Below are 26226 nucleotides of genomic sequence, written 5' to 3' on the forward strand. Positions count from 1 at the left end.
GGTCAGCCGCGCAGGGCGAGTGCGAACGGCAGCACGGCCGTGGCCCCGGCCTGTCGCACCGTGCGCGCCGCGACCGTCAGGGTCCAGCGACTGTCGATGAGGTCGTCGACGAGCAGCACCGGGCCGGCGGGGACCTCGAGATGCGCCGCGTCGAAGCGGTCCCATACCCCCGCGAGCCGGAACACGCTGTTCCCGCCCGCCTGCCCCGAAGGCCCTCCGCCGCGCCACTCCAGCGCGCCGAGGTACGGCAGCCGCCCGATCTCGGACAGCCCGCGGGCGAGGGAGTCGACGAGCTGCGGATGCGACCGCGACGGCATCGCGATCACGGCCACCGGCCGCTCCGCCCAGCCCCACCCCGCGAGCACGCGCACGCAGGCCTGCAGCAGCGCCGGGCTGATCGGCGCGTCCGGGGCGCCTGCCGCGAAGATCTCGCGCAGCGTGCCGCCCCAGCCGAGGTCGGTGAGCCGGGCGAGGGCACGCCCTTCGTCGGCCTGCTCTCCCGCGGGGATGCGGCCGCGCACCGGCACGTCGAGGCGGTCGGCCCCTGTCGGCCACGCGCGACGCGGCTCGACCGGCACGCCCACCCGGTCGAGGGAGGCGGCCGCCTGTGCGCTCGCCGTCTGCGCGACCTCCGCCGGGAACCACACGCCCGCGCAGTTGTCGCACCGGCCGCACGGGGCCGCGGTGTCGTCGTCGAGAGCCCGCTGCAGGAAGGCCATCCGGCAGCCGTCCGTGCGCTCGTACTCGAGCATATGCTCCTGTTCCGCCACCCGCTCGGCGGCGATGCGCTCGTAGCGCTCGGCGTCGTACGTCCACGGCTGTCCCGTCGCGACCCACCCACCCTGCACCCGGCGCACGGCACCATCCACGTCGATTACCTTCAGCAGCAGCTCGAGGGGCGTGCGGCGGATGTCGACGAGGGCCTCCAGCGCCGGCGTCGAGATCGGGCTGTCGCCGAGCGCCGCGATCACCCGTTCCGCACGCTCCCGGTCCGGCATCGACGCGGTCGCGAAGTAGTGCCAGATCTCGCGGTCTTCGACACCGGGGAGCAGGAGCACGTCGGCGCTCTCGCTGGCACGCCCCGCTCGTCCCACCTGCTGGTAGTACGCCACGGGTGAGGACGGCGCGCCGATGTGGACGACAAACCCGAGGTCCGGCTTGTCGAACCCCATGCCGAGGGCACTGGTCGCGACGAGGGCCTTCACCTCGTTGCGCTTGAGCATGCCCTCCGACTCGGCACGCTCCTCGGGGTCGGTCTGCCCCGTGTAGGCGCGCACGTCATGGCCGTGGTCGCGCAGGAACCGCGCGGTGTCGACCGCCGCCGCCACGGTCAGCGTGTAGATGATCCCGCTGCCGGGGAGATCGTCGAGGTGGCTGAGCAGCCAGGCCAGACGGCTCGCCGAGTCCTTGAGGCGGAGCACCCCGAGCCGCAGCGAGGTACGGGCGAGCGGCCCCCGGATCGTGAGCACGGGCACCGCCTCCGCTCCGCCCGCGCCACCCGGCAGCGCCCCGAGCTGCTCAGCCACGTCGGCCACCACGCGGGAGTTCGCCGTCGCGGTCGTCGCCAGCACCGGCACGTCGGCGGGCATCTGCGCGATGAGGTCGCGCAGTCGGCGGTAGTCCGGACGGAAGTCGTGCCCCCAGTCGCTGATGCAGTGCGCCTCGTCGACGACGAGCATGCCGAGCCGCGCCACCAGCGCGGGCAGCTGCTCCTCGCGGAAGGCCGGGTTGTTCAGCCGCTCCGGCGAGACGAGCAGCACGTCGACGTCGTCTCCGGCGAGCCGCTCCTGCACCTCGGCCCACTCGTGGGCGTTCGTCGAGTTGATCGCCACGGCGCGCACGCCCGCGCGCTCGGCCGCGGCGATCTGGTCGCGCATGAGCGCCAGGAGCGGGGAGACGAGCACGGTCGGGCCGGCTCCCTGCCTGCGGCGGAGCAGGGTCGCGACGAAGTACACCGCCGACTTCCCCACCCGGTGCGCTGCACCACGAGCGCGCGGCGACGCCCCTCCACCAGCGCCTCGATCGCCTCGAACTGGCCGTCGTGGAAGTCGACGTCGGGACGGCCGACGAGTTCGCCGAGGGCGGCGCGGGCGGCCTCGCGGAGGGGAACGGCGGTCGGAGAGGTCATGTCCTCCACTCTGCCGCAGACCTCGGACAGGACTCCGCCCGCCGCCCGCTCTCGGTGGATGACCGGTGGGAAGGCCGTAGCGTGGAGGAATGATCACCCGCGAACTCGCCGTCGCGCTCCGCGATGCCGGCCTGAACTGGAAGCCCGCGGAGGGTGACCGGTTCCAGCTCGATCTGCCGGACGAGGTGGAGCTGGAGGCCGAGGCCGACGTCTTCACGGTGAGCGCGATGACCATCGAGGCGCGGCAGACGCCGGCCGGCACGGACCTCGCCTTCAACGGCACGACGGAGTGGGCGCTCGACGCCGTGACCCTCGCCGATGCGGTGTGGCTGCCGCGCGAGGACCAGCTGCGCGACCTGCTCCGCGGGACGTTCCGTGCCCTCACCCGCCTCCCCGACACGTTCCGCGTCGAGATCGAGCTCGGCGGCGCTCCCCTGCTGTTCGAGCACCCGGACCCGGCGGAGGCCTACGGCCGCGCGCTGCTGGCGCTGATCTCGCGCTCCCGCTGACACGCCCTGTTGAATCGGGCCGTCGCGTGTGTCAGAATTACCTAACGATCGGTCAGTAAAGAAGGACCGGAGCCCGAGGAGTCGACGATGACCAGTCCCGCAGACCTGTCCCTCGTGGACGGCGAGACCTCCGACGAGGAACGCCTGTTCGACGAGCTGATCGCGAACGAGCAGCGCATCGAGCCGCGCGACTGGATGCCCGAGGCCTATCGCAAGACCCTCATCCGGCAGATCTCCCAGCACGCGCACTCCGAGATCATCGGCATGCAGCCCGAGGGCAACTGGATCACCCGCGCCCCGAGCCTCAAGCGCAAGGCGATCCTCATGGCGAAGGTGCAGGACGAGGCCGGGCACGGGCTCTACCTCTACTCCGCCGCGCAGACGCTCGGCATCACCCGCGACGAGATGATGGAGCAGCTCATCTCCGGCAAGGCGAAGTACTCGTCGATCTTCAACTACCCCACCCCGACCTGGGCCGACATGGGCGCGATCGGCTGGCTCGTCGACGGCGCCGCGATCTGCAACCAGGTGCCGCTGTGCCGCGCCTCCTACGGCCCCTACGGGCGCGCGATGGTGCGCATCTGCAAGGAGGAGTCGTTCCACCAGCGCCAGGGGTTCGAGATCCTGCTCTCGCTCATGCGCGGCACCGACGAGCAGCGGCAGATGGCACAGGACGCGGTGGACCGCTGGTACTGGCCGAGCCTGGCGATGTTCGGGCCGCCCGACGACCAGTCCCCCAACTCCGCCCAGTCGATGGCGTGGAAGATCAAGCGCTTCTCCAACGACGAGCTGCGTCAGCGGTTCGTCGGCATGCTCGTGCCGCAGGCCGAGATCCTCGGCGTCACCCTCCCCGACCCCGACCTGCGGTTCCACGAGGAGACCGGTCGCTACGAGATGGGCGAGATCGACTGGGACGAGTTCTTCCGGGTGCTGCGCGGCAACGGCCCCTGCAACGCCGAGCGTCTGGAGCGCCGCCGCACGGCGCACGAGGAGGGCGCGTGGGTGCGGGAGGCCGCCGCGGAGTACGCCCGCAAGCAGCACTCCCGTCTGAGCCGGGAGCGCGTCGAAGGGGCGGTGGCGTGATGGCGACCCCCGGAGCCGACCCTTCGACGAGCTCGGGGACCCAGGGCCGGGAGGTCTGGCCCCTGTGGGAGATCTTCGTGCGGGCGAACCGCGGGCTCAGCCACGTGCACGTCGGCTCGCTGCACGCCCCCGACGCCGACATGGCCATCCGCAACGCGCGCGACCTCTACACCCGCCGGGGCGAGGGCGTGTCGATCTGGGCGGTCCCCGCCGAGGCGATCACCACGAGCGACCCCGACGCCAAGGGGGCGTACTTCGAGAGCCCCGCCGGCAAGAACTACCGGCACGCGGTGTACTACACCGCCTCCGAGGGGGTGCCGCACCTGTGACCCTTCGACAGGCTCAGGGCCCCAGCCCTGCTCAGGGACCCAGCTCCGCTGAGGGACTCGGCGACGTCCACGGGGAGGCGCACGGCGACGTCAGCGTCGACGAGCTGCGGCTCAGCGAGGAGCTCGCGGGCGCCGGCACGACCGCGGCGAGCGCCGACATCGCCGAGTACGCCCTGTGGCTCGGCGATGACGCCCTCATCCTGTCGCAGCAGCTCGGCGCCTGGATCTCCCGGGCCCCCGAGCTCGAGGAGGACGTGGCGCTCGGCAACATCGCCCTCGACCTGCTCGGCCACGCGCGCTCCTTCCTGCACTTCGCGGGCACGTGGGACGGCCGGTCCGAGGACGACCTCGCGTACTTCCGCGACGAGCCGGAGTTCCGCAGCGCCTGGATCATGGAGCAGCCGAACGGCGACTTCGCGCAGACCATCGCGCGCCAGCTCGTCGCCTCGGTCTACCTCGTGGAGCTGTACACCGCCCTCCGCGCGAGCTCCGAGCCCACCTTCGCCGCGATCGCGGAGAAGGCGCTCAAGGAGGTCGACTACCACCGCGACCACGCCGTGCAGTGGGTGCTGCGCCTGGCGGGCGGCACGGAGGAGTCCCGGCGGCGGATGATCCGCGCCCTCGCGGATGTGTGGCCGTACGTCGACGAGCTGTTCCGCGACGAGCCGCTGATCGACCGGCTCGGCGACGTCGCCGTGCGCCCGTCGACCCTCCGCGCTCCGTTCGACGCGGTCATCGCCACCGTGTTCGCCGAGGCCGAGCTCACGGTGCCGGAGGTTCCGGGGTCGTCGGCGGGCGGCCGGAACGGCGCGCACGCGACCCCCTTCGGCCACCTCCTCGCCGAGATGCAGGTCCTGGCGCGACGACACCCGGGGGCGTCATGGTGACCCGGACCGCCGCCGACGCGGAGGCCCAGGCCTGGCGGATCGCCGCCGCCGTGCCGGACCCGGAGGTGCCGGTGCTCACGATCGAGGACCTCGGCGTGCTGCGAGCGGTCGAGCTCCGCGGCGAGCGCGTGGTCGTCGACATCACGCCGACCTACAGCGGGTGCCCGGCCATGGACACGATCCGCGACGATGTGGTCCTCGCGCTCACGGCCGCCGGGTTCGCCGACGTCGAGGTGCGGCTTGTGCTCTCGCCCGCGTGGACCACCGACTGGATGAGCGACGCCGGGAAGCAGAAGCTCCGCGAGTACGGGATCGCGCCGCCCAGCGGCCGCGCGGCCGTACCCGCCGGTCCGATCCGGCTCGCCCTCAGCGTGCGCTGCCCCCGCTGCGGCTCGCTCGACACCCGGGAGGTCTCCCGCTTCGGCTCGACCTCGTGCAAGGCGCTGTACGAGTGCCGGGCCTGCCTGGAACCCTTCGATCACTTCAAGGTGCACTGATGTCGCTGTTCTCCCCGGCCCCGGCCCCGGCGACGACGCCGGCGCCCTCTCCCGCCTCCCCCGCCCGGGCGCGCACCCGTGCCCGGTTCCACACGCTCGAGGTCGAGGACGTCCGCCCGCTCACCGAGGACTCCGTCGAGGTGACCTTCACGGTGCCCGCGGAGCTCGCCGACGACTACGACCACCTCCCCGGGCAGTACGTGGCGCTGCGCACGACGCTGGACGGCGTGGAGATGCGGCGTTCCTACTCGCTGTGCCGGGCGCCCGAGCACCGCACCGACGGCATGCCGACCCGTCTGAGCGTCGCCGTGAAGCGCGACGAGGGCGGGACGTTCTCCACGTGGGCCCAGACCGGCCTGCGCCCGGGCTTCCGCATCGACGTCATGAGCCCCCAGGGCACGTTCACCTCCGGCCTCGACGACCTGGACGAGAAGCACGTCGTCGGCATCGCGGCCGGCTCCGGGATCACGCCGCTGATGGCCCTCGCGCACACCGTGCTCTCCCGGTCGCAGACCTCGCGGTTCACGCTCCTCTACACGAACCGGTCGACGCTGGACGTGATGTTCCTGGAGGACCTCGCCGACCTCAAGGACCGCTACCCGACGAGGCTCACGCTGCACCACGTGCTGTCCCGCGAGCAGCGGACCGCGCCGGTGCTCTCCGGCCGCATCGACGAGCCCAAGCTGCGGACGATCCTCGACGCGCTGATCGACCCGGCCGACGTGGACGAGTGGTTCCTGTGCGGACCGCTCGCGCTCGTCGACCTCTGCCGGGAGGTGCTGGCCGACGTGGGCGTACCCCGCGAGCACGTGCGCTTCGAGCTGTTCACGACCGGCGACGAACCGGTGCGGGCCGCCCGGCCGGTCACGGTGCGCTCGGGCGAGAAGACGGTACGGATCGAGGTGAACCTCGACGGCGTGTCCTCGACGGTGGAGAGCCCGGTCGCGGCGCGCGAGTCGGTGCTGAACGCCGCACTGCGGGTGCGGCCGGACGCGCCGTTCGCGTGCGCGGGTGGCGTCTGCGGCACCTGCCGCGCGCGCGTGATCGAGGGCAGCGTCACGATGACCGAGAACTACGCCCTGGAGCCCGACGAGCTGGAGCGCGGCTACGTGCTCACCTGCCAGTCCCATCCCACCAGCGACCGCGTGGTCGTGGACTACGACGTCTGAGGACTCCTGATGATCGATCTCGCCATCGCCGACGACGTCGCCACCGTGGTGCTCGACGCCCCCGCGAAGCTCAACGCCCTGGACGAGGCCGCCCTCGCGGAGCTCGACGCCGCGTACCGGGATGCCGAGGCCGCCGGGGTGCGCGCGCTGCTGCTCCGCGGTGAAGGGCGGGCGTTCTGCGCCGGTCGGGACATCTCCGCCGTCGATCCGCGCGACGACGACGTGCTCGGCTACCTCGGCGGGCGGGTGACACCGCTGCTGCAGCTTATGTCCCGCTTCCCCGCGCCGACGTTCGCCGTCGCCCACGGCGCCTGTCTGGGCGTGGGACTCGGGCTGCTCCTCGCGACGGATGTCGTGTACGTCGCGGAGTCGGCGAAGATCGGCTCGCCGTTCGCCGCCCTCGGCGCCACCCTGGACTCCGGCGGGCACGCGCTGTTCCTCGACCGGCTCGGCCCGCACAAGACGCTCGACCTCATCTACACCGGCCGTCTCATGAGCGGCACGGAAGCCGTGCGCTCGGGGCTCTTCTCCCAGGTTTTCCCGGACGACGAGGTGCTCGCCGCCGCGACGGCCGCTGCGGGGAAGGCCGCCCACGGCGCCACGGCCGCATTCCGGGCGAGCAAGGAGCTCATCGCCCGCATCCGCGACGAACGCCTCACCCTGTGGGAGTCCATCGACGTCGAGAACGCGGCGCAGGCCGCCCTGTGCGACACCGAGGACTACCGCGAGGGCTTCGCCGCGTTTCAGGAGAAGCGGAAACCGGAGTTCCGCGGGCGCTGACGCCACGGCCCGGTCGTCGCTGTCAACCGTCTCGTGCGGTGTCCGACCCCGGTGGGAGGATGCCCGCATGCTGCTCTCGGAGCTCGTCACCACCACCGACCAGGTCGCCGCGACCTCGTCCCGCCTGGCCAAGATCGAGGCGATCGCCGCGCTGCTCCGCCGGGCCGACGCCGACGACATCGCGCCTCTCGTGGGGCTGCTCCTCGCCACGCCCCGCCAGGGTCGTCTCGGCGTGGGCTGGCGGGGGCTGACCGCTCTCGCGATCGAGCACAGCGCGACCTCGACCCTGACCATCGCGGAGGTCGACCACGCCTTCGATACCCTCGCGCACACGTCCGGCTCCGGATCAGCCGGTGTCCGCAGCGCGCTCCTGCACGATCTCGCCGCCCGCGCGACGGCTCCCGAATGGGACTTCCTGACCAGGGCCATGCTCGGGGAGCTCCGCACCGGGGCGCTGGGCGGCGTGCTGCTCGACGCGATCGCCCGCGCCGCCGAGGCTCCGGCCGCGACCGTGCGACGGGCCGCCATGCTCTCCGGCGACCTCGGCGAGACGGCGCTCCTCGCGCTCACCGGTGCCGAGGGAGCGCTCGACGAGGTCGGGCTCCGGGTGGGTCGCCCCGTGCTCCCGATGCTCGCGGCCACGGCGCCGACGCCCACGGCCGCCCTCGAGATCACCGGACGCGCCTCGGTCGAGTACAAGCTCGACGGCGCGCGCATCCAGGTGCACCGCCGCGGCGACGAGGTCGGCATCTACACGCGGAGCCTCGCCGACGTCACCCACCGCCTGCCCGAGATCGTCGAGGTCGTCCGCGGCCTTCCCGCGCAGGAGGTCATCCTCGACGGCGAGACCCTGGCGCTCGACGAGGACGGCGGTCCCCGGCCGTTCCAGGAGACGATGTCCCGGTTCGGTGCGGATGCCGCGCGCGAGCTCGCCCTGCGGCCCTGGTTCTTCGACGTCCTGCACGTGGATGGCCGCGACCTGCTGGACGAGCCACTGTCGGTGCGTCAGGAGGTCCTGGCCGAGGTCGCCGGCGAGTGGCGCATGCCCGGCATCGTGACCGACAGCGCGGAGGAGGCCGAGCGCCTGTCCCGCGAAGCCCTGGCGGCCGGTCATGAGGGCGTGCTGGTGAAGGCCGTGGATGCGCCGTATGCCGCCGGTCGCCGCGGCAAGTCCTGGGTCAAGGTGAAACCGGTCCTCACGTTCGACCTCGTCGTGCTGGGCGCCGAGTGGGGGTCGGGGCGACGGCGCGGACGGCTGTCGAACCTGCACCTCGGCGCGCGGGACCCGGATGGCGACTTCGGCGACCCCGGCGGCTTCGTGATGGTGGGCAAGACCTTCAAGGGCCTCACCGACGCGCTGCTGCAGTGGCAGACCGACGAGTTCCCGGCGCACGAGACCCATCGCTCCGCGTCCACGGTGTTCCTCCGGCCGGAGCTCGTGGTCGAGATCGCGATCGACGGCGTGCAGCGGTCCCCGCGCTACCCCGGCGGCCTCGCCCTCCGCTTCGCCAGGGTCAAGGGCTACCGCCCGGACAAGACCGCTGCGGAGGCCGACACGATCCAGACCCTCCTGGCCCTGCGGCGCGGCGCGGCGGACGACTCCTGATCAGGCCGTGGGCGGCAGTCCCTCGTCCTCCTGACGCACGGTGCCGCGGAACGACCAGGGGAAGTCGATCCAGAGGTCGGTGTCCTTCCACGCGAAGTCCGGCTGGATGATCGTCGAGGGCTTGGTGTAGATCGTGACCGAGCGCACGTCGGCGCCCTTCTCCTGCAGCAGCTGCACCGCGAGCGCCAGCGTGCGACCGGAGTCGGCGACATCGTCCACGAGCAGCACGCGGCGGCCGTCGAGGTAGGCCATGTCCAGCTCGGGTGGCAGCACCTCCGGGGCGTCCAGCACGGTGCCGATGCCGGTGTAGAACTCGACGTTGATGGCGCCGCAGTTCTTCACGCCGAGCCCGTACGCGATGGCGCCGGCCGGGAGCAGGCCGCCGCGCGCGATGGCCACCACGACCTCCGGCTCGAAGCCCGTCGCGATGATGTTCCGCGCCAGATCGCGCGTCGCCGCGCCGAAGCCGTCCCAGGTGAGCGTCTCGCGCTCGATCGATGCATCCGTCATCGGTCCATTCTCGCGCATCCGCTCCGTCCGGGCCGCCGCTAGACTGAGCAGGTCCGGCCCCGCCGGTGCCTGAAAAAGAGGCACGAAGCACCTCGCATCGCCGCGAGGGCGAGACACATACGGATCCCCCTTCTCCGTCCCTGTCTCGAAAGGCTTCTCCATGCCCTCCGTCTCCGCGCACGTCGCCCTCACCCTCGCCCAGCACGTCGATGCCGTCTTCGGCGTCATGGGCAACGGCAACGCCTACTTCCTCGACGCCCTCGAGACGCAGACCGACGCCACCTTCACCGCCGTCCGTCACGAGCAGGGCGCGGTCGTCGCCGCCGACGCGCACTTCCGCGCCTCCGGCCGCATCGCCGCGGGCACCTCCACCTACGGCGCCGGCTTCACGAACACGATCACGGCGCTGGCCGAGGCCGTGCAGGCGCACGTGCCGCTCGTCCTCGTCGTCGGTGACGAGCCCACCTCGGGGCCGCGGCCGTGGGACGTGGACCAGATCGCTCTGGCCTCGGCCGTCGGCGCCCGCACCTACACCGTCGGGCGGACGGATGCCGCTGCGACCACCGTCATCGCCGTCGAGCACGCCCTCACCTATCGCGTGCCCGTCGTGCTCGCCATCCCCTATGACGTGGCCGCCCTCGAGGCCGGCGCGGTGCCGACGGCGCCGGCTCCCCGGCTCCCCGCGCCGCTCGCCCCGTGCGGGGACTTCGCCGAGGGCATGCTGGATGAGATCGCCGCCGCCCTGCGCGACGCCGAGCGTCCGTTCCTCCTCGCCGGGCGCGGGGCGTGGCTGGCCGGCGCGGGCGAGGCTCTCGGCGCCCTCGCCGCGCAGACCGGGGCCCTCACCGCCTCCTCCGCCCTCGGCCGCGGCATCTTCCCGGACGCCCGGTACGACCTCGGCGTGACGGGCGGCTTCGGCGCCGAGGGGGCGATGGAGCTCGTGCGGACCGCGGACGTCGCGGTGGTCTTCGGCGCGAGCCTGAACCAGTTCACGATGCGCTTCGGCGACCTGTTCGCCCCGGGCACCCGGGTGTACCAGATCGACACCGCTCCGGCCGCCACGCACGCCCACGTCGGCGGCTTCGTGCGCGCCGATGCCCGTCTCGCCGCCGAGGCCCTCGTCGCCCGCCTCTCCTCAGGGCACGACTTCGGAGATGCCGTCGGACTCGCCGGGGCGGCCCCCGACTCCGGCGGCGTGTCGGGCGCGGACTCCGCAGTTGTGCCCGCCCGCCCGTGGCGGGAGACGGTCGATGTCGCCGCGGCCCGCGCGTACGAGCCGGGAGACGAGCTCGCGCCGGACGGCCGCCTCGACCCGCGTTCCGCCGCGCGCCGGATCGCCGAGCTCCTCCCCGAAGACCGCGTCGTGGTGTCGGACGGCGGGCACTTCATCGGCTGGGCGAACATGTACTGGCCGGTCGCCGCGCCCGACCGGATGATGATGATCGGCACCGCGTTCCAGTCGATCGGACAGGGCTGGCCCAGCGTGGTGGGTGCGGCCCTCGCCCGTCGGGACGCGACCATCGTGCTCACCTCGGGCGACGGCGGCGGGCTCATGGCGATCGCCGACCTCGAATCGGCCGTCCGGGCGGCGGGCGGACGCGGCATGGCCGTGGTCTGGAATGACGCCGCGTACGGCGCCGAGGTCAACCTCTACGGGCTGAAGGGCCTGGCCGAGGGTCCGATGCGCATCCCCGAGGTCGACTTCGCCGCGTTCGGGGCGGCGGTCGGCGCCGAGGGCGTCGTGGTGCGGACGCTGGACGACCTGGATCGCCTCGCCGCGTGGTCCGAGGAGGACCCGGCGACCCGGCGCTTCCTCGTCCTCGACCTCCGGATCTCCGGCGACGTGATCGCGCCGTACCAGCAGGAGATCATCCGCGTGAACTCCTGACCTGTGCGGGCCGATAGGCTCCCGGAATGACGGATGCTCCTGAGGTCCTGCGCTACAGCGCCTTCGCCGCGACGCCGGACGGCGGCAACCCCGCCGGGGTCGTCTTCGACGCGGACGGGCTCGACGAGGCGGACATGCAGCGGATCGCGGCCGAGGTCGGCTACTCGGAGACCGCGTTCGTGCAGGACGCCGCGGCGGACGGCTCCCGTTTCCGCGTGCGCTACTGGTCGCCGGCTGCGGAGGTGCCGTTCTGCGGGCATGCGACCGTCGCGACCGCGGTGGCCCTCGCCGAGCGGCAGGGTCCGGGGACGGTCGTGTTCGCGACCGCGGCCGGAGACGTGTCGATGGAGTCCTTTGCGGACGCGGACGGCCGGGTCACGGTGTCGTTCACGAGTGTCGAGCCGGAGGTCCGCGACCTCGACCACGTCGTGCGTGACCGCCTCCTCGCGCTGCTGGGGATGGAGCCGGCCGATGTCGACCCGCGCTTCCCGGTCCGTGAGGCGTTCGCGGGCAACTGGCATCCGATCGTCTTCGTCGCCGACCGGGAGCTCTTCCACCAGTTCCGCTTCTCCCCCGCCGAGGTCGCCACTCTCATGCGCGCGCAGGGCTGGCACGGCACGGTGACGGTGCTGCACGCCGAGGATCCGGCCGAGATCCAGGCCCGCAACCTCTTCCCCGTGGGGCGCATCACCGAAGATCCCGCGACGGGGTCCGCGGCCGCTTCGGTCGGCGCCTATCTCCGCGCCCAGGGCTATCCGGGCGACACCGTCCGGATCCATCAGGGCGCCCACGTCGGTCGCCCGAGCGAACTCCGCGTCGCGATCCCGGCCTCCGGCGGCCTCGTCGTCTCGGGCGGGGCCACCCGCCTCCCCTGACCCCCGGACCTCCCTGATCCCGGACCGCCTGCACGACCCGGTTCCGCCCGCACGACCACACCTGACCCCTCGTCGTGCATCCGTCACCCGGTCGTGCACCCGTCTCCCGACTCCGGTACTTCCCCCGGGCTCAGGCACACCCGCCCGACCCGGTTCCGCGCGGGCGTCCCCGGTTCGGCCCGCACGCCCCGGTTCCGCCCGCACGACCGATACCCGCCCGAGGTCGTGCATCCGTCACCCGGTCGTGCATCCGTCGCGGCCGACGAGACATCGACCGCCCGGGCGCGACAGACGGCACACGTGGGCAGGACGCACAGGAGGACGACACGGTGGCGGGTGCACGACCACGACTCACCCCAGGTCGTGCACTCGTCCCCTGGTCGTGCATCCGTCACCCGGTCGTGCATCCGTCACCCGGGTCGTGCACTCGTCCCCAGGTCGTGCACCCGTCACCCGGGTCGTGCACTCGTCCCCAGGTCGTGCACCCGTCACCCGGGTCGTGCACTCGTCCCCAGGTCGTACGTCTCCGCCCCGACGGGGACCCGCGTCCCGAGCCCGCCTACAGATGCACGACCCCGTTCCATCTGCACGACCACACACTGTCGCCGGTCGTGCATCCGTCCCGAGGTCGTGCATCTGTGACCGCACACGACCCCCAGCCCCCCGAACCGAACCAGACCCGGGACGAACCCGAACCAGACCCGGGACGAACCCGAACCCGAACCGCACACGCCCCCATCCCCAGACCCGGCCCGGGGACCGTCGTCACCCCTGGGCGCTGTAGTCCGGGAGCTCCTGCAGGGTCCAGGTGTTGCCGTCCGGGTCGTCGAAGCGCACGAAACGGCCCCAGTCCTGCTCGTCCACGCCCTCCGCCTCCACGCCGAGACCCCGCAGGTGCGCGAGAGCCTCGTCGGCGTCGGGGACGACCACCTGGATGGTGTTCTGCTGCCCGGGCTCCAAGCCGCTGGTAAGCCCCGTGCCGAAGGCGATCGAGCAGGCCGATCCCGGCGGGGTCATCTGCACGAAGCGCAGGCCCTCGTACGGCACCTGATCATGGTCGGCGTGGAAACCGATCTTCACGTAGAAGTCCTTCGCCCGGTCGACATCGCTGACCGGCACGAAGATGAGTTCGATCTTCCAGTCCATCACGCACTCCTCCTGTCGGGCTCCGTCACCCGTCGGCCCTCACAGTACGCGCGGCCTCCGACACCCGCCAGAGGCGTCAGAGCCAGCCCTTGTCGGACGCGATCCGCACCGCCTGCGCCCGGTTCTCGGCACCGGTCTTGCCGATCGCGGCGGAGAGGTGGTTGCGCACGGTGCCCGCCGACAGGAAGACCTCCGCCGCGATGGCCGCCGCGGATCGTCCGTCGGCGGCCAGCCGCAGCACCTGCCGCTCCCGGTCGCTCAGCGGGTTGGCTCCCTCGAACAGGCTCTCCTCGGCGAGTTTCGGATCGAGCACCCGGAGTCCGGCGTGCACGCGGCGCACGGCCGCGGCGAGCTCCTCGGCCGGGGTGTCCTTCACCACGAACCCACTCGCCCCGGCGTCGAGCGCCGCGCGCAGGTACCCGGGTCGCGCGAACGTGGTCACCACGAGCACGCGCGTCTGCGGGCTGGCCGCGCGGATCCGTTTCGTCGCCTCGACGCCGTCCACCCCCGGCATCTGGATGTCCATCAGACACACGTCCGGCTGCAGCTCCTCCGCCAGGCGCAGCGCCTCCGCGCCGTCCGCCGCCAGGCCCTGCACCTCGAGATCCGGCTCCAGGTCGAGCAGGGCCCCGAGCGCCCCGCGGACGAGGGCCTGGTCGTCGGCGATGAGCAGCCGGATCGGAACCGTCGGGGCCGCCGTCACCACGTCACCTCCACCCGCGTGCCCGCCGCCTCGCCGGGCCGCACGGCGAACCCGGCGCCGGCCGCCGCCGCGCGCTCCCGCATCCCCCGGATGCCGTTGCCCTCGCGATGCCCGGTCTCGGACGCGGGCCCGACACCGTCGTCCTCCACGGTGAGCACGCCCGGAGCGATGCGCACACGGACGGCCGCGGCACCGGAGTGCCGCAGCGTGTTGGTCGTCGCCTCGCGGAGGATCCAGCTCGCCGTGATCGCCTGGACCGGCGAGAGGGCGTCCGGGGTCCCGTCCACGACGAGCGCGATGTCCGCGGCGCGCAGCGAATCCTCGGTCGACGCGAGCTGCTCGACGAGGGTCGTCGCCCGCGCACCCGCGACGGTCTGCCGCACTCCGGCGATGGCCTCCGCGGTCAGACGTTCGATGTCGGCGAGCTCGGCCTTGGCGCGCTCCGGGTCGGAGTCCATCAGCCGCCGCACGAGCTGGGCCTTGAGTCCGACGACCGTCAGCGAGTGGCCGATGAGGTCGTGCACGTCGCGCGCCACGGCCTCCCGCCCCTCGCTGGTCGCCAGCTCCCTGCCCAGCCGCTCCGCCTCCGCCGAGCGCACGATGAGCCAGGTCGAGACCGTGTTCACGACGCCGAGGAGGGCGACGATCGCGAGGACGGACAGGTAGGAGAGGTTGTCGGGGATGAGGAACACGCAGCCGGCCGCCACCACGAGCGCGGCGATGGTGGTGATCCAGTGCCAGGCACGGGTCAGTCCGTACGAGGCGAACGACATGATGAACGGCAGGAAGCTCAGCGCCGACCCGCCCACGGCCGGGATCGTGACCAGCGCGCAGGCGATGAGCGCGGCGAACGTGATCCACTGTCGCCGCGAGGGGGTGCGACCGAGGCCGCCTCCGCCGCGCATGCCGTGCATGAACCCCGTCACATAGAGGACGATGAACGCGACCAGCGCCACCCACCCCGTGACGACCCACGCCGGCGGAGCGGCGGAGGCGAGCAGCGCGAGGACCGGATAGATCAGGAACACGAGCCAGACGACCGCCATCAGCCAGCCGAACCGCGCCCAGGGGTCCTTGCCCGTCCCGGATCGGGCGTCCGCCTCCCGGCCCTCCTGCATCGTCATCCGTCCAACCTACTGTCGCGCCGGGGCGCTCACCGTCGTGACCGCGAGCGCCGCACGCCCACCGTCACCAGCACCGCGAAGACGACGAGCCAGACCGCGACGTTGAGGAGCAGCATCCACAGCTCATCCGTCTGCCCCGTCGTCAGCACGCCCTCCGTCAGCGGCCACCGACTCAGGGCGACGAAGCCGTACAACGGGGTGAATCGGGCGATGTCGAGCATGACGCCGTCGAGCGGCATGAACACGTTGCCGAAGAAGGCGAAGAAGGTCATCGAGATGGACGCGAGCGCGGCGGCGGAGTCGGAGCCGAAGAACAGGCCGACCCCGAGCCCGTAGAGGCCGAACATGAGGCCGATGCCGAGGATGAGGGCGGCGGTCACGACCCAGCGCCAGGCGCCGTCCGCCTCCGCCCCGGTGAGCAGCCCGGCGACGAACACCGCGACGAGCGCGAGCGCGGCGAACGACACGGCGGTGAGCAGCTTCGTCAGGGCGTAGCCGGTGGTCGTCAGCGGCGTCATCGCGAGCTGCCTTCCCCACCCCTGCTTGGCCTCGGTGGCCGCGAGCGAGGTGAGCGAGCTCATCGCCACCGCGGTGCCGTAGGCCGCCATCGAGACCATCACGGAGAAGGAGACGTTGCCGTTGCCGGCGGAGAGCGTGCCGTACCCCATGCCCGCACCGAAGAGCAGGTACATGGCCACGGGCATGGCGAGGGTGAAGGCGAGCGTGTAGGGGTTGCGCAATTGGCGCAGCCCCTCGATGCGCAGCATGGTGGGCGAGACGGTCGTGGTCATGTCAGTCCTCCGTGAGGGCGGTGAAGGCGGTCTCGAGCGTGGGGGCGGCGATCTCCAGGTCGTGCGCTCCCCCATCGAGCAGCAGGCGGGCGGCGGCGTCGGAGTCGGTGGCGCGGAGGCTGAGGCGGTCCCCGTCGATGCGCACACCGGTCACGCCCTCCGCGGCGGTCAGGGCGGCGACCAGCGCGTCCGACACGTCGGGCACGGTGGCCGAGACCGTACGCTCGCCCAGGCTCGCACGGAGCAGGGCGGTGGGCGCGTCCGCGACAACGGTGCCCCGATGCATGACCACCGTGCGGCGGGCGAACTGCTCCGCCTCCTCCAGATAGTGCGTGGCGAACACGATCGTGCGCCCCGCGTCCGCGTCGGCACGCATCACGTCCCAGAAGTGGCGCCGCGCGGTGACGTCCATACCGGCGGTCGGCTCGTCGAGCACGAGGATGTCGGGATCGGAGATCATCGCGAGCGCGAACTTCACGCGCTGCTGCTCGCCGCCCGAGCACTTGGACACCCGGCGGCGCGCGAGACCGGCGAGGTCGGCACGGCGCATCACCTCCGGCACGCGTGCGAGGGCTTCCCGCCCGTACAGCGAGGCGATCAGCCGCACGGTCTCGCCGACGGTGAGGTCGCCGAGCAGGCCCCCGGTCTGCAGCACGGCTCCGATGGCCCCGTTCGCGGTGGCCCGTTCCGGAGCCGCCCCGAGCACGCGCACGGTCCCGCTGCTGGGGGCGGTGAGCCCGAGGAGCATGTCGAGCGTGGTGGTCTTGCCCGCGCCGTTGGGGCCGAGCAGGGCGACCACCTCGCCGCGCCGGATGGAGAGGTCGACACCGTCGACGGCCGGCACGCGGCGCTCGCCGGTGCCGAAGTGCTTGCGCACGTCGATCAGCTCCAGCGCCACGGGTCTGTCATCGACGGCGGGGGACGCGGAGGACGACGCGACGCGCGGTGCCGCCTCCTGCACGGATGTCTCGTTCATGCCTCCAGCCTCGCGCCGGAGCGCGCGGCCGTCCGGAGGGCGGTGTCATCTCCTCGGCATGACACGTGTCATGCCGAGGTTCAGCGCGCGGGAAGCAGCGCCCCGTCCAGGAAGCCCGCCAGCTCGTCCACGCCGTCCACCCCGTCCAGCGGGAGGATCGCGGCGACGTACTGGTCCGGGCGCACGACGATCACGACGCCGTCACGGGACAGCTCCCGCGCCTCGAAGATGTCCGTGCCGCACCACTTGCTCGGGCCGGCCGCGTAGACCTTCTCCCAGTCGGTGAGTCCGAGCGGGCCGGTCTTCGGCTGGAAGAGCTCGGGCGTCGTCGTGACTTCGACCTCCTCGAAGGGCTGCTGATACACGGCCTTCACGTCGAACACGGCGTCGGCGTCGGCGTCCGCCGGGGTGAACCGTGCGAACACGGGCGCCGCCATCTCCGCCCACGCGGCGAGCGCTTCGCCGGTCCGGTCGCCGAACGCGTAGACCCGCCACCGGCCGTCGGCCTTCGCGTGGTGTCCGAGGTGGACGACGTTGCCGTCCCCGACCCGCACGACCTCCGCCGACTTGAAGCGCTTGCCCAGCGGGTACCCGACGGCGAGCGCCTGGTGGGCGTCCGTGCCGGTGATCATGGAGGACGTGTACTGGGTCATGAACCCGGACGGGAACTCGGCCGTCGCCAGGTAGTACGTGGCCAGCTCGTTCGGGTCGGAGATCTCCTCGGGCTTGCGCGCCATGAGGCTGGACCACTCGCGGTCGAAGTCGATGAGCTGCTGCGCGACGGGACGACGCTCGGCGCCGTACGTGGCCAGCAGCGACTCGGGCGCACGGCCGCTCAGCACGGAACCGAGCTTCCAGCCGAGGTTGAACCCGTCCTGCATCGACACGTTCATGCCCTGGCCGGCCTTGGCGCTGTGGGTGTGGCAGGCGTCGCCGGTGAGGAAGACGCGCGGGCTGCGGTCGACGCCGGGGTCGACGTCGTCGAAGCCGTCGGTCACACGGTGGCCGACCTCGTAGACGCTGTGCCAGGCGACCTGCTTCACATCGAGCGTGTAGGGGTGGAGGATCGCATTGGCGCGCCGGATGATCTCCTCGATGGGCGTCTGGCGCACGCGGTGGTCGTCGTCCGCCGCGACCTCGCCGAGGTCGATGTACATGCGGCTGAGGTAGCCGCCCTCCCGCGGGATGTGCAGGATGTTGCCCGCCTTCGAGTTGATCGCGCACTTGGTGCGCCAGTCCGGGAAGTCGGTGTTGACGAGCACGTCCATGACGCCCCAGGCGTGCGCGGCGCTCGCGCCGACGTGCGTGCGTCCGATCGCCTGACGCACGCCGCTCCGGGCGCCGTCGCAGCCCACCACGTACTTCGCCCGGACGACGCGTTCGTCGGCTTCGCCGACATGGCGGACGCGCACCTCGACCGGGTACTCGCCCTCCTCATGCACGGTGAGCCCGAGGAATTCGACGCCGTAGTCCGGCACGATCCGTCCGGGGCCGTCGGCCGCCGCTTCGGCGAAGTAGTCCAGCACGCGGGCCTGGTTGACGATGAGGTGCGGGAACTCGCAGATGTCGTAGGCGTAGTCGGCGGTGCGGGTGGTCCGCACGATCTGATCGGGGTGCTCGGGGTCGGGGCCCCAGAAGTTCATCCAGCCGATGTTGTAGGCCTCGGCGATGATGCGCTCGGCGAAGCCGAAGGCCTGGAAGGTCTCCACGCTGCGGGGCTGGATGCCGTCGGCCTGTCCGAGGACGAGGCGGCCCTCGCGCTTCTCGATGATGCGGGTCGTGATGTCGGGGTACTGCGACATCTGTGCCGCGAGCAGCATGCCCGCGGGCCCGGAGCCGACGATGAGGACGTCGACCTCGTCGGGCAGGGCGGCGGGGCGGTCGATCCCGGTGCCGGCGGCGTCCTGCACGCGCGGGTCTCCGGACACATAGCCGTGGTGGTGGAACTGCATCGTCGTCGATTCCTTCCGGACGTCTTCGTCGGGTGTTGCGTCCAGGAACACTGTGTTCTATATTCGAACACAGTGTTCTACTATTGAACACAGCCTAGACCGGTGCCTCGCGCATCGCAAGGAGAGCCATGTCCGAGCGCCCCGCCGCCCCCGCCTCGCAGACGCTGAGCCGCGGCATCCGCATCCTCGAGGTGCTCGCCGACGCCCGCGGTGCGCTGACCATCGACGACATCGCCGGACGCCTCGAGGTGCATCGCTCCATCGCCTACCGGCTTCTCCGCACCCTCGAGGATCACGGTCTCGTCACCCGCGACGCGAGCGGCGCCGTGAGCCTCGGCGCTCGCATGGCCGCCCTCGCCGCCGGTGTCGCCCACGACCTCCAGGCCGAGGCCCTGCCGGAGCTCACCGCCATCGCGAACGAGCTCGGCATGACCTGCTTCCTCGCCGTCCTGGACGGGGCCGAGTGCATCACCCTCGCCAGCGTCGAGCCGCGGCAGGCCGTCGCCAGCGTCGCCCAGCGGCCCGGCGCGCGGCACTCCGTCACGGTCGGCGCCCCAGGGAAGGCGATCCTCGCGCAGCTCGACGGCGCGGAGGTTCCCGTCGCCATCTCCCCCGCCCTGCGCGCCGACGTCGACAGCGCCGCCGCGCGCGGCTACGCCACGAGCCACGACGAGGTCATCCCCACGGTCCAGTCCGTCGCGGTCCCGCTGCGTCTGCGCGGCCAGCGTCCCGCCGCGATCGCGGTCGTGCACGTCGCGACCGACCTGGACGACGGGGAGATCGCCGCGCGCCTCCGGCGCTCCGCCGACCTCATCCGCGAGGCCCTCGAGGGCTGAGCCGGAACGCACGAGAGCGCACGCCCCTCAGGGACGTGCGCTCTCGTGGCAGGGAGGTCAGACCTTCGCGAGCCCGCGGATCGGGCTGACGGACTGCTCCTCCTCGTGGTCCGGACCGAGCGGGATGCCCGAGCGGTCGCGCAGCAGGAGCGTGGCGACGAGGCCGAGGAGGGTCATGCCCGCGAGGTACCAGGTGACCGCCTCGGTGGAGCCGGTCTGATCGACGATGAACGTAGCGATCGTGGGCGCGAAGGCGCCACCGGCGATCGCGCCGATCGCGTACGAGATGGAGACGCCGGAGAACCGGATGCTCGCGGGGAACAGCTCGGTGTACAGCGCCGCCTGCGGCCCGTAGGTGAAGCCCAGGCCGATCGTGAGGATCGCGAGACCGGCGAACAGCAGCCCCACCTCGCCGGTGTTGACGAGCGGGAACAGCGTGACCACGCCGACGAGCTGGAGCACCCAGCCGATGAGGTAGGTCGTGCGACGCCCGATGCGGTCGGACACCCAGCCGGCCAGCAGCGTGGTGAGCAGCCAGGTGACGGCCGATCCGGTGACCGCCCACAGCACGGGCCCGCGCTCGAGGCCGATGGGCCCCTCGGGGTTCGTGGCATAGCCCTGGATGTAGCCGCCGGTGGTCATGTAGCCCACGGCGTTGTTCCCGGCGAAGACGAGGGCGGCGATGATGACGAGCAGCAGGTGCTTGCGGAAGAGCTGCACGATCGGCATCTTCGCCTTCTCCTTGCGCTCGGCGAGCTCGGCGAACACCGGGCTCTCCTCCACGCGACGGCGGACGTAGTAGCCGACGAGGATCAGCACGACGCTCAGCAGGAACGGCACGCGCCAGCCCCAGGCGAGGAACTGGTCCCCCGGAGCGATCGCGGTCATCAGCGCCATGACGCCCGACGCGAGCAGCAGGCCGAGCGGCACGCCGATCTGCGGGGAGGCGCCGAAGATGCCGCGCTTCTTGCGCGGGGCGTGCTCGACGGCCATCAGCACCGCGCCGCCCCACTCGCCGCCGGCCGAGATGCCCTGCACGATGCGCAGCAGCACGAGGAGGATCGGCGCCATCACGCCGATGGTCTCGTACGTGGGGAGCAGACCGATCAGGGCGGTCGCGGCCCCCATGAGGATCAGCGTCCACATCAGCACGGCCTTGCGGCCGAGCTTGTCGCCGTAGTGGCCGGCGAGGAACGCGCCGAGGGGCCGGAAGAGGAAGCTCACACCGACCGTGGCGAAGCCGACGAGAGCGCTGTTGGCGCCGAGCGGCGCGAAGAAGAGCTGTCCGAAGACCAGCCCGACCGCCGTGGCATAGATGAAGAAGTCGTACCACTCGACGGTGGTCCCGACGACGGTGGCGAAGACGACACGACGCCGGTCGGCCGCCGTCGCGATGGTTCCGGTGGGCGTGAACCCACCCTGTGACTGCCCGCTCATGGGGTGTCTCCTTTGTGCTTGTGACCGCGTTGTCACGGCGCGCCCGGACGTGAATCCGATCCGCTTGCCGAGGGGTGAGACGATGATATATGATTTCGGATACGACGCACAATGCGTCCTGACGAGCGCGAGGAGGCGCATCCGTGACGGACACCATCGCCCGCCCGGGGAAGATCATCGCGATCCACCTGAGCTACGCCTCGCGGGCCGACCAGCGCGGTCGACGCCCCGCCCACCCCTCCTATTTCTTCAAGCCGGCCAGTTCGGTCGGGGTCTCCGGCGGCACCGTCGAGCGTCCCGCCGGCACCGAGCTGCTCGCGTTCGAAGGGGAGATCGCGCTGATCATCGGCGCCCCGGCCCGCCGGGTCGCCCTCGCCGACGCCTGGGACCACGTGCAGTGGGTGACCGCCTCGAACGATCTCGGTCTCTACGATCTGCGCGCCAACGACAAGGGTTCCAACGTCCGCTCCAAGGGCGGCGACGGGTACACCCCGCTCGGTCCGGAGCTGATCGACGCCCGCACGGTCGACCCGGCGGCCCTCCGCGTGCGCGCCTGGGTGAACGGCGAGCTCCGCCAGGACGACACCACCGCCGGCCTCATCTTCCCGCTGGCCCAGCTCGTCGCCGACCTCTCCCAGCACTTCACGCTGGAGACCGGCGACGTGATCCTCACGGGCACCCCCGCGGGCTCGTCGGTCATCGTCCCCGGCGACGTGGTCGAGATCGAGGTCGACGCCCCGGACGCCCCCGGCGCCCCCACGTCCGGCCGCCTGGTCACGACGGTCACGCAGGGGGATGTCCCCTTCGACGGCGACCTCGGCTCGCTCCCCGCGGTGGACGACCTCCAGCGCACCGAGGCCTGGGGCTCCCGCGAGCTCGCCGGCCTGCCCGCCGAGGACACCGCGCCCACGCTCACCCCCGAGCTCCGCGCCCAGCTCCTCGAAGCCCCCACCGCCGGCCTCTCGGCCCAGCTGCGCAAGCGCGGACACCACTCCTGCTTCATCGACGGCGTCTCCGCCAACCTCCCGGATACGAAGATCGTCGGCACCGCCAAGACCCTCCGCTTCGTGCCGTTCCGCGAAGACCTGTTCCGCAGTCACGGCGGCGGGTACAACGCCCAGAAGCGCGCGTTCGACGCGGTCGCCGAAGGCGAGGTCATCGTCATCGAGGCCCGCGGCGACGCGACCACCGGCACGCTCGGCGACATCCTCGCCCTGCGCGCGCAGACCCGCGGCGCGGCGGGCGTGGTCACCGACGGCGGTGTCCGCGACTTCCAGGCCGTCGCCGAGATCGGGCTTCCCGTCTTCTCGCAGGGTGCGCACCCCTCGGTGCTCGGCCGCAAGCACGTGCCGTGGGACGTCGACGTGACGATCTCGTGCGGCGGCGCCACCGTGCAGCCCGGCGACATCATCGTCGGCGACAGCGACGGCGTGATCGTGATCCCGCCGGCTCTCGCCGCCGAGGTCGCCGCCGACGCCGTGGCCCAGGAGATCGAGGACGCCTGGATCGCCGAGCAGGTCGCCGCCGGGCACCCGGTCGACGGCCTCTTCCCGATGAACGCCGAATGGCGCGCCCGCTACGAGCAGGCGACCGGCACCGGAGCGGAGCGGAAGTGAGCACGGTCGAGAGCGCCAGCAAGTCGGAGCAGGCGTACGCCTGGATCCGCGCGCGCATCTCGGCGCACACCTACGGCCCTGGCTACCGCCTGGTCCTCGGTCCGATCGCCGAGGAGCTGGGGATGAGCGTGGTCCCGGTGCGCGAGGCGATCCGCCGCCTGGAGGCCGAGGGGCTCGTGACCTTCGAGCGCAACGTCGGCGCCCGCGTGACCCTCGTGGACGAGGGCGAGTACGCCCACACGATGCAGACGCTCGGACTCGTCGAAGGGGCGGCCACCGCGCTGTCCGCTCCCCTGCTCGACGCGGACGCGCTCGCGCAGGCCGCCGAGGTCAACGAGCGCATGAGCCGCCTGCTCGACCACTTCGACCCGCACACGTTCACCGAGCTCAACCGGCAGTTCCACTCCGTGCTGTTCGAGCCGTGCCCCAACCCGCACCTGCTCGACCTCGTGCACCGCGGCTGGGCCCGGCTGTCCGGCATCCGCGACTCGACCTTCGCCTACGTGCCCGGCCGCGCCCACCACTCGGTCGACGAGCACACCCAGATCCTCGAGCTGATCCGCGACGGCGCCGAGCCGCTGGAGATCGAGCTCGCCGCCCGCAACCACCGGTGGCGCACGAGGGACGCGTTCCTCGACGCCCTGCACACCCGTTCCGTCCCCGCCGAAGGAGAAGCATCATGACCGACTCCCGCATCCCCGCCGACCTGCCCGACCACATCCAGCACTACATCGACGGCGCCTTCGTCGACTCGATCGACGGCGACACGTTCGACGTGCTCGATCCGGTGACGAACCAGACCTACACGACGGCCGCCGCCGGCAAGAAGGCCGACATCGAGCGGGCCGTCGCCGCCGCCAAGCGCGCCTTCGACGAAGGTCCCTGGCCGCGGATGCTCCCGCGTGAGCGCTCGCGCGTGCTGCACAGGATCGCCGACATCGTGGAGTCGCGGGACGCCCGGCTCGCGGAGCTGGAGTCGTACGACTCCGGCCTGCCGATCACGCAGGCCCTCGGTCAGGCCCGCCGCGCCGCCGAGAACTTCCGCTTCTTCGCCGACCTGATCGTCGCCCAGGCCGACGACGCCTTCAAGGTGCCGGGCAAGCAGATGAACTACGTCAACCGCAAGCCGATCGGCGTCGCCGGGCTCATCACCCCGTGGAACACGCCGTTCATGCTCGAGTCCTGGAAGCTCGGCCCCGCGCTCGCCACCGGCAACACGGTCGTCCTCAAGCCTGCCGAGTTCACGCCCCTCTCCGCCTCGCTGTGGGCGGGCATCTTCGAGGAGGCGGGCCTGCCGCAGGGCGTCTTCAACCTCGTCAACGGCCTCGGCGAAGACGCCGGCGACGCGCTGGTGAAGCACCCCGACGTGCCGCTCATCTCCTTCACCGGCGAGAGCCGCACGGGGCAGATCATCTTCGGCAACGCCGCGCCGTTCCTCAAGGGCCTGTCGATGGAGCTCGGCGGCAAGTCGCCCGCCGTGGTCTTCGCGGACGCCGACCTGGAGGCCGCCGTCGACGCCACCATCTTCGGCGTCTTCTCCCTCAACGGCGAGCGCTGCACCGCCGGGTCCCGCATCATCGTGGAGCGCTCGATCTACGAGGAGTTCGTGGAGCGCTACGCCGCGCAGGCGCAGCGCGTCAAGGTCGGCTACCCGCACGACCCCGAGACCGAGGTCGGCGCTCTCGTGCACCCCGAGCACTACGACAAGGTGATGTCCTACGTCGAAATCGGCAAGACCGAGGGCCGTCTGGTCGCCGGCGGCGGTCGTCCCGAGGGCTTCGAAGAGGGGAACTTCGTCGCCCCGACGGTGTTCGCCGACGTGGCCCCCGACGCCCGCATCTTCCAGGAGGAGATCTTCGGCCCGGTCGTCGCGATCACCCCGTTCGACTCCGACGAGGAGGCGCTGGCGCTCGCGAACAACACGAAGTACGGCCTCGCGGCCTACATCTGGACGAACGACCTCAAGCGCGCCCACACGTTCGCGCAGTCCGTCGAGGCCGGCATGGTGTGGCTGAACAGCAACAACGTCCGCGACCTGCGCACGCCGTTCGGCGGCGTGAAGGCGTCGGGCCTGGGCCACGAGGGCGGCTACCGCTCCATCGACTTCTACACCGACCAGCAGAGCGTGCACATCACGCTCGCCTCGACCCCGCACAACCCGACGTTCGGCAAGAACTGACGCCCGCCGGACACAAGCAAGGACGCTGACATGACCGACAAGACCGCCAAGACCCTCACCTCCTCCGGCTACTACGTGAGCCAGGAGGCCCCGATCCAGAGCGACAACCCCGTCGCGACGCCGAAGAGCACGCCGCCGGACATCCTGCGCTGCGCGTACATGGAGCTCGTCGTGACCGACCTGGCCGCCTCGCGGCAGTTCTACGTCGACATCCTGGGCCTGTACGTGACCGAGGAGGACGACGAGGCGATCTACCTGCGCTCGACCGAGGAGTTCATCCACCACAACCTCGTGCTGCGTCAGGGGCCCATCGCCGCGGTCGCCGCGTTCTCATACCGGGTGCGCGCCGCGGAGGACCTCGACCGCGCCGTGGAGTTCTACACCGAGCTCGGCTGCGACGTCCGTCGTCAGGAGAACGGCTTCGTGAAGGGCATCGGCGACTCCGTGCGCGTCGTCGACCCGCTGGGCTTCCCGTACGAGTTCTTCTACGCCACCGAGCACGTGGAGCGCCTGTCCTGGCGGTACGACCTGCACACCCCCGGCGAGCTCGTGCGCCTCGACCACTTCAACCAGGTCACCCCCGACGTGCCGCGCGCGGTGCGCCACTACCAGGACCTCGGCTTCCGCGTGACGGAGGACATCCAGGACGACGAGGGCACCGTGTACGCCGCGTGGATGCGCCGCAAGCCCACCGTGCACGACACCGCGGCGACGGGCGGCGACGGTCCGCGCATGCACCACGTCGCCTTCGCGACGCACGAGAAGCACAACATCCTCGCGATCTGCGACAAGCTCGGGGCGCTGCGCCGCTCCGACGCCATCGAGCGCGGCCCCGGCCGGCACGGCGTCTCCAACGCGTTCTACCTCTACCTGCGCGACCCGGACGGCCACCGCGTCGAGATCTACACGCAGGACTACTACACCGGCGACCCGGACAACCCGGTCGTCACGTGGGACGTGCACGACAACCAGCGCCGCGACTGGTGGGGCACCCCGGTGGTGCCCTCCTGGTACACCGACGCCTCGCTCGTGCTCGACCTCGACGGCAACCCGCAGCCCGTCGTCGCCCGCACGGACTCCAGCGAGATGGCCGTGACGATCGGCGCCGACGGCTTCTCCTACACCCGCGCGGACGAGGGCGAGACCTCGATGCCCGAGTACAAGCAGGGCGAGTACAAGCTCGGCCACCAGCTCTAGGAGACGCT

The 26226-nt window shown here is 71.9% G+C and carries 23 protein-coding genes and 1 pseudogene; 15 read left to right on the top strand and 9 right to left on the bottom strand.

Annotated elements, in window-relative coordinates:
* Window positions 1-2: 2 nt before the first annotated feature.
* Window positions 3-2128, bottom strand: a pseudogene (locus AB0300_RS11775) (DEAD/DEAH box helicase).
* A gap of 89 nt (window positions 2129-2217) precedes the next feature.
* On the opposite strand from AB0300_RS11775, the gene AB0300_RS11780 reads away from it, so the two are divergent.
* The 8 genes from AB0300_RS11780 (at window position 2218) to AB0300_RS11815 (ending at window position 8988) form a co-directional block, all read left to right on the top strand.
* Window positions 2218-2637, top strand: coding sequence for a pilus assembly protein CpaE (locus tag AB0300_RS11780; protein ID WP_025103831.1), 420 nt, complete (start codon window positions 2218-2220; stop codon window positions 2635-2637).
* An 87-nt stretch (window positions 2638-2724) separates the two neighbouring features.
* Entirely contained in the window at window positions 2725-3720 is a 996-nt protein-coding gene (gene paaA, locus AB0300_RS11785; RefSeq protein ID WP_366216071.1) for a 1,2-phenylacetyl-CoA epoxidase subunit PaaA, read from the top strand.
* Window positions 3720-4049, top strand: coding sequence for a 1,2-phenylacetyl-CoA epoxidase subunit PaaB (gene paaB, locus AB0300_RS11790; protein WP_025103829.1), 330 nt, complete (start codon window positions 3720-3722; stop codon window positions 4047-4049). The genes paaA and paaB overlap by 1 nt, the downstream gene beginning before the upstream one ends.
* 104 nt (window positions 4050-4153) lie before the next feature.
* Window positions 4154-4936, top strand: coding sequence for a 1,2-phenylacetyl-CoA epoxidase subunit PaaC (gene paaC / locus AB0300_RS11795; RefSeq protein WP_231729604.1), 783 nt, complete (start codon window positions 4154-4156; stop codon window positions 4934-4936).
* Window positions 4930-5433: a 1,2-phenylacetyl-CoA epoxidase subunit PaaD gene (gene paaD, locus AB0300_RS11800; protein ID WP_025103827.1), complete on the top strand. Its 504-nt coding sequence runs from the start codon at window positions 4930-4932 to the stop codon at window positions 5431-5433. The genes paaC and paaD overlap by 7 nt, the downstream gene beginning before the upstream one ends.
* Entirely contained in the window at window positions 5433-6602 is a 1170-nt protein-coding gene (paaE, locus tag AB0300_RS11805) for a 1,2-phenylacetyl-CoA epoxidase subunit PaaE (RefSeq protein WP_366216072.1), read from the top strand. The genes paaD and paaE overlap by 1 nt, the downstream gene beginning before the upstream one ends.
* Window positions 6603-6611: 9 nt before the next feature.
* The gene (locus tag AB0300_RS11810; protein WP_366216073.1) at window positions 6612-7382 is read left to right on the top strand and encodes an enoyl-CoA hydratase-related protein; all 771 of its coding nucleotides are present in this window, start codon (window positions 6612-6614) and stop codon (window positions 7380-7382) included.
* 67 nt (window positions 7383-7449) lie between these two features.
* The gene (locus tag AB0300_RS11815) at window positions 7450-8988 is read left to right on the top strand and encodes an ATP-dependent DNA ligase (protein ID WP_366216074.1); all 1539 of its coding nucleotides are present in this window, start codon (window positions 7450-7452) and stop codon (window positions 8986-8988) included.
* On the opposite strand, the gene AB0300_RS11820 is transcribed toward AB0300_RS11815, so the two are convergent.
* On the bottom strand, window positions 8989-9498 hold the full coding sequence (locus AB0300_RS11820; RefSeq protein ID WP_060923485.1) for a phosphoribosyltransferase: 510 nt from the start codon (window positions 9496-9498) through the stop codon (window positions 8989-8991).
* Window positions 9499-9658: 160 nt separating this feature from the next.
* Between AB0300_RS11820 and AB0300_RS11825 the strand changes: the two genes are divergently transcribed.
* Window positions 9659-11386, top strand: coding sequence for a thiamine pyrophosphate-binding protein (locus AB0300_RS11825; protein ID WP_366216075.1), 1728 nt, complete (start codon window positions 9659-9661; stop codon window positions 11384-11386).
* A 26-nt stretch (window positions 11387-11412) separates the two neighbouring features.
* Window positions 11413-12261, top strand: a complete 849-nt coding sequence (locus AB0300_RS11830; RefSeq protein WP_025103821.1) for a PhzF family phenazine biosynthesis protein — start codon at window positions 11413-11415, stop codon at window positions 12259-12261.
* A gap of 765 nt (window positions 12262-13026) precedes the next feature.
* Here AB0300_RS11830 and AB0300_RS11835 read toward each other — a convergent pair.
* From AB0300_RS11835 to AB0300_RS11860, 6 genes are all read right to left on the bottom strand, one after another.
* Window positions 13027-13407 (bottom strand): VOC family protein, encoded by a 381-nt coding sequence (locus AB0300_RS11835; RefSeq protein WP_025103820.1) that lies wholly within the window; start codon window positions 13405-13407, stop codon window positions 13027-13029.
* 76 nt (window positions 13408-13483) lie between these two features.
* The gene (locus tag AB0300_RS11840; RefSeq protein WP_036292686.1) at window positions 13484-14110 is read right to left on the bottom strand and encodes a response regulator transcription factor; all 627 of its coding nucleotides are present in this window, start codon (window positions 14108-14110) and stop codon (window positions 13484-13486) included.
* A complete protein-coding gene (locus AB0300_RS11845) occupies window positions 14107-15234 on the bottom strand; it encodes a histidine kinase (protein ID WP_366216076.1) in 1128 nt (375 codons plus the stop codon). The genes AB0300_RS11840 and AB0300_RS11845 overlap by 4 nt, the downstream gene beginning before the upstream one ends.
* Before the next feature lie 29 nt (window positions 15235-15263).
* Window positions 15264-16025, bottom strand: a complete 762-nt coding sequence (locus tag AB0300_RS11850; RefSeq protein ID WP_085606807.1) for an ABC transporter permease — start codon at window positions 16023-16025, stop codon at window positions 15264-15266.
* A 1-nt stretch (window position 16026) separates the two neighbouring features.
* The gene (locus AB0300_RS11855; protein WP_303708367.1) at window positions 16027-17001 is read right to left on the bottom strand and encodes an ABC transporter ATP-binding protein; all 975 of its coding nucleotides are present in this window, start codon (window positions 16999-17001) and stop codon (window positions 16027-16029) included.
* Between the two features lie 80 nt (window positions 17002-17081).
* Window positions 17082-18953 (bottom strand): FAD-dependent monooxygenase, encoded by a 1872-nt coding sequence (locus AB0300_RS11860; RefSeq protein ID WP_025103815.1) that lies wholly within the window; start codon window positions 18951-18953, stop codon window positions 17082-17084.
* A gap of 128 nt (window positions 18954-19081) precedes the next feature.
* On the opposite strand from AB0300_RS11860, the gene AB0300_RS11865 reads away from it, so the two are divergent.
* Window positions 19082-19789 (top strand): helix-turn-helix domain-containing protein, encoded by a 708-nt coding sequence (locus AB0300_RS11865; RefSeq protein WP_366216077.1) that lies wholly within the window; start codon window positions 19082-19084, stop codon window positions 19787-19789.
* Between the two features lie 57 nt (window positions 19790-19846).
* Here AB0300_RS11865 and AB0300_RS11870 read toward each other — a convergent pair whose 3' ends face one another.
* Window positions 19847-21226 carry an MFS transporter gene (locus AB0300_RS11870; RefSeq protein WP_338565602.1) on the bottom strand — a complete coding sequence of 460 codons (1380 nt, stop codon included), beginning with the start codon at window positions 21224-21226 and terminating at the stop codon, window positions 19847-19849.
* Between the two features lie 143 nt (window positions 21227-21369).
* On the opposite strand from AB0300_RS11870, the gene AB0300_RS11875 reads away from it, so the two are divergent.
* The 4 genes from AB0300_RS11875 to hpaD are packed head-to-tail and all read left to right on the top strand — an operon-like array spanning window position 21370 to window position 26218.
* On the top strand, window positions 21370-22842 hold the full coding sequence (locus AB0300_RS11875; RefSeq protein ID WP_338565600.1) for a fumarylacetoacetate hydrolase family protein: 1473 nt from the start codon (window positions 21370-21372) through the stop codon (window positions 22840-22842).
* Window positions 22839-23525 carry a GntR family transcriptional regulator gene (locus tag AB0300_RS11880; RefSeq protein ID WP_025103811.1) on the top strand — a complete coding sequence of 229 codons (687 nt, stop codon included), beginning with the start codon at window positions 22839-22841 and terminating at the stop codon, window positions 23523-23525. The genes AB0300_RS11875 and AB0300_RS11880 overlap by 4 nt, the downstream gene beginning before the upstream one ends.
* Window positions 23522-25021: a 5-carboxymethyl-2-hydroxymuconate semialdehyde dehydrogenase gene (hpaE, locus tag AB0300_RS11885; protein WP_126894097.1), complete on the top strand. Its 1500-nt coding sequence runs from the start codon at window positions 23522-23524 to the stop codon at window positions 25019-25021. Before AB0300_RS11880 ends, hpaE begins: the two co-directional genes overlap by 4 nt.
* A gap of 30 nt (window positions 25022-25051) precedes the next feature.
* Complete coding sequence (gene hpaD / locus AB0300_RS11890; protein ID WP_025103809.1) at window positions 25052-26218, top strand: 3,4-dihydroxyphenylacetate 2,3-dioxygenase; 1167 nt, start codon at window positions 25052-25054, stop codon at window positions 26216-26218.
* The last annotated feature ends 8 nt before the right edge of the window (window positions 26219-26226 follow it).

It is taken from the genome of Microbacterium sp. NPDC078814 (assembly GCF_040702645.1).
GTDB lineage: Bacteria > Actinomycetota > Actinomycetes > Actinomycetales > Microbacteriaceae > Microbacterium.

Bases quoted from the DNA above. Each gene is read 5' to 3' on its own strand.
- AB0300_RS11825 (WP_366216075.1), top strand. From the start codon at position 9,659: ATGCCCTCCGTCTCCGCGCACGTCGCCCTCACCCTCGCCCAGCACGTC.
- hpaD (WP_025103809.1), top strand. From the start codon at position 25,052: ATGACCGACAAGACCGCCAAGACCCTCACCTCCTCCGGCTACTACGTG.
- AB0300_RS11855 (WP_303708367.1), bottom strand. From the start codon at position 17,001: ATGAACGAGACATCCGTGCAGGAGGCGGCACCGCGCGTCGCGTCGTCC.
- AB0300_RS11835 (WP_025103820.1), bottom strand. From the start codon at position 13,407: ATGGACTGGAAGATCGAACTCATCTTCGTGCCGGTCAGCGATGTCGAC.
- paaD (WP_025103827.1), top strand. From the start codon at position 4,930: ATGGTGACCCGGACCGCCGCCGACGCGGAGGCCCAGGCCTGGCGGATC.
- AB0300_RS11830 (WP_025103821.1), top strand. From the start codon at position 11,413: ATGACGGATGCTCCTGAGGTCCTGCGCTACAGCGCCTTCGCCGCGACG.
- AB0300_RS11810 (WP_366216073.1), top strand. From the start codon at position 6,612: ATGATCGATCTCGCCATCGCCGACGACGTCGCCACCGTGGTGCTCGAC.
- AB0300_RS11870 (WP_338565602.1), bottom strand. From the start codon at position 21,226: ATGAGCGGGCAGTCACAGGGTGGGTTCACGCCCACCGGAACCATCGCG.
- AB0300_RS11860 (WP_025103815.1), bottom strand. From the start codon at position 18,953: ATGCAGTTCCACCACCACGGCTATGTGTCCGGAGACCCGCGCGTGCAG.
- paaB (WP_025103829.1), top strand. From the start codon at position 3,720: ATGGCGACCCCCGGAGCCGACCCTTCGACGAGCTCGGGGACCCAGGGC.
- AB0300_RS11845 (WP_366216076.1), bottom strand. From the start codon at position 15,234: ATGACGATGCAGGAGGGCCGGGAGGCGGACGCCCGATCCGGGACGGGC.
- hpaE (WP_126894097.1), top strand. From the start codon at position 23,522: ATGACCGACTCCCGCATCCCCGCCGACCTGCCCGACCACATCCAGCAC.
- paaE (WP_366216072.1), top strand. From the start codon at position 5,433: ATGTCGCTGTTCTCCCCGGCCCCGGCCCCGGCGACGACGCCGGCGCCC.
- AB0300_RS11865 (WP_366216077.1), top strand. From the start codon at position 19,082: ATGTCCGAGCGCCCCGCCGCCCCCGCCTCGCAGACGCTGAGCCGCGGC.
- AB0300_RS11850 (WP_085606807.1), bottom strand. From the start codon at position 16,025: ATGACCACGACCGTCTCGCCCACCATGCTGCGCATCGAGGGGCTGCGC.
- paaA (WP_366216071.1), top strand. From the start codon at position 2,725: ATGACCAGTCCCGCAGACCTGTCCCTCGTGGACGGCGAGACCTCCGAC.
- AB0300_RS11815 (WP_366216074.1), top strand. From the start codon at position 7,450: ATGCTGCTCTCGGAGCTCGTCACCACCACCGACCAGGTCGCCGCGACC.
- AB0300_RS11780 (WP_025103831.1), top strand. From the start codon at position 2,218: ATGATCACCCGCGAACTCGCCGTCGCGCTCCGCGATGCCGGCCTGAAC.
- AB0300_RS11820 (WP_060923485.1), bottom strand. From the start codon at position 9,498: ATGACGGATGCATCGATCGAGCGCGAGACGCTCACCTGGGACGGCTTC.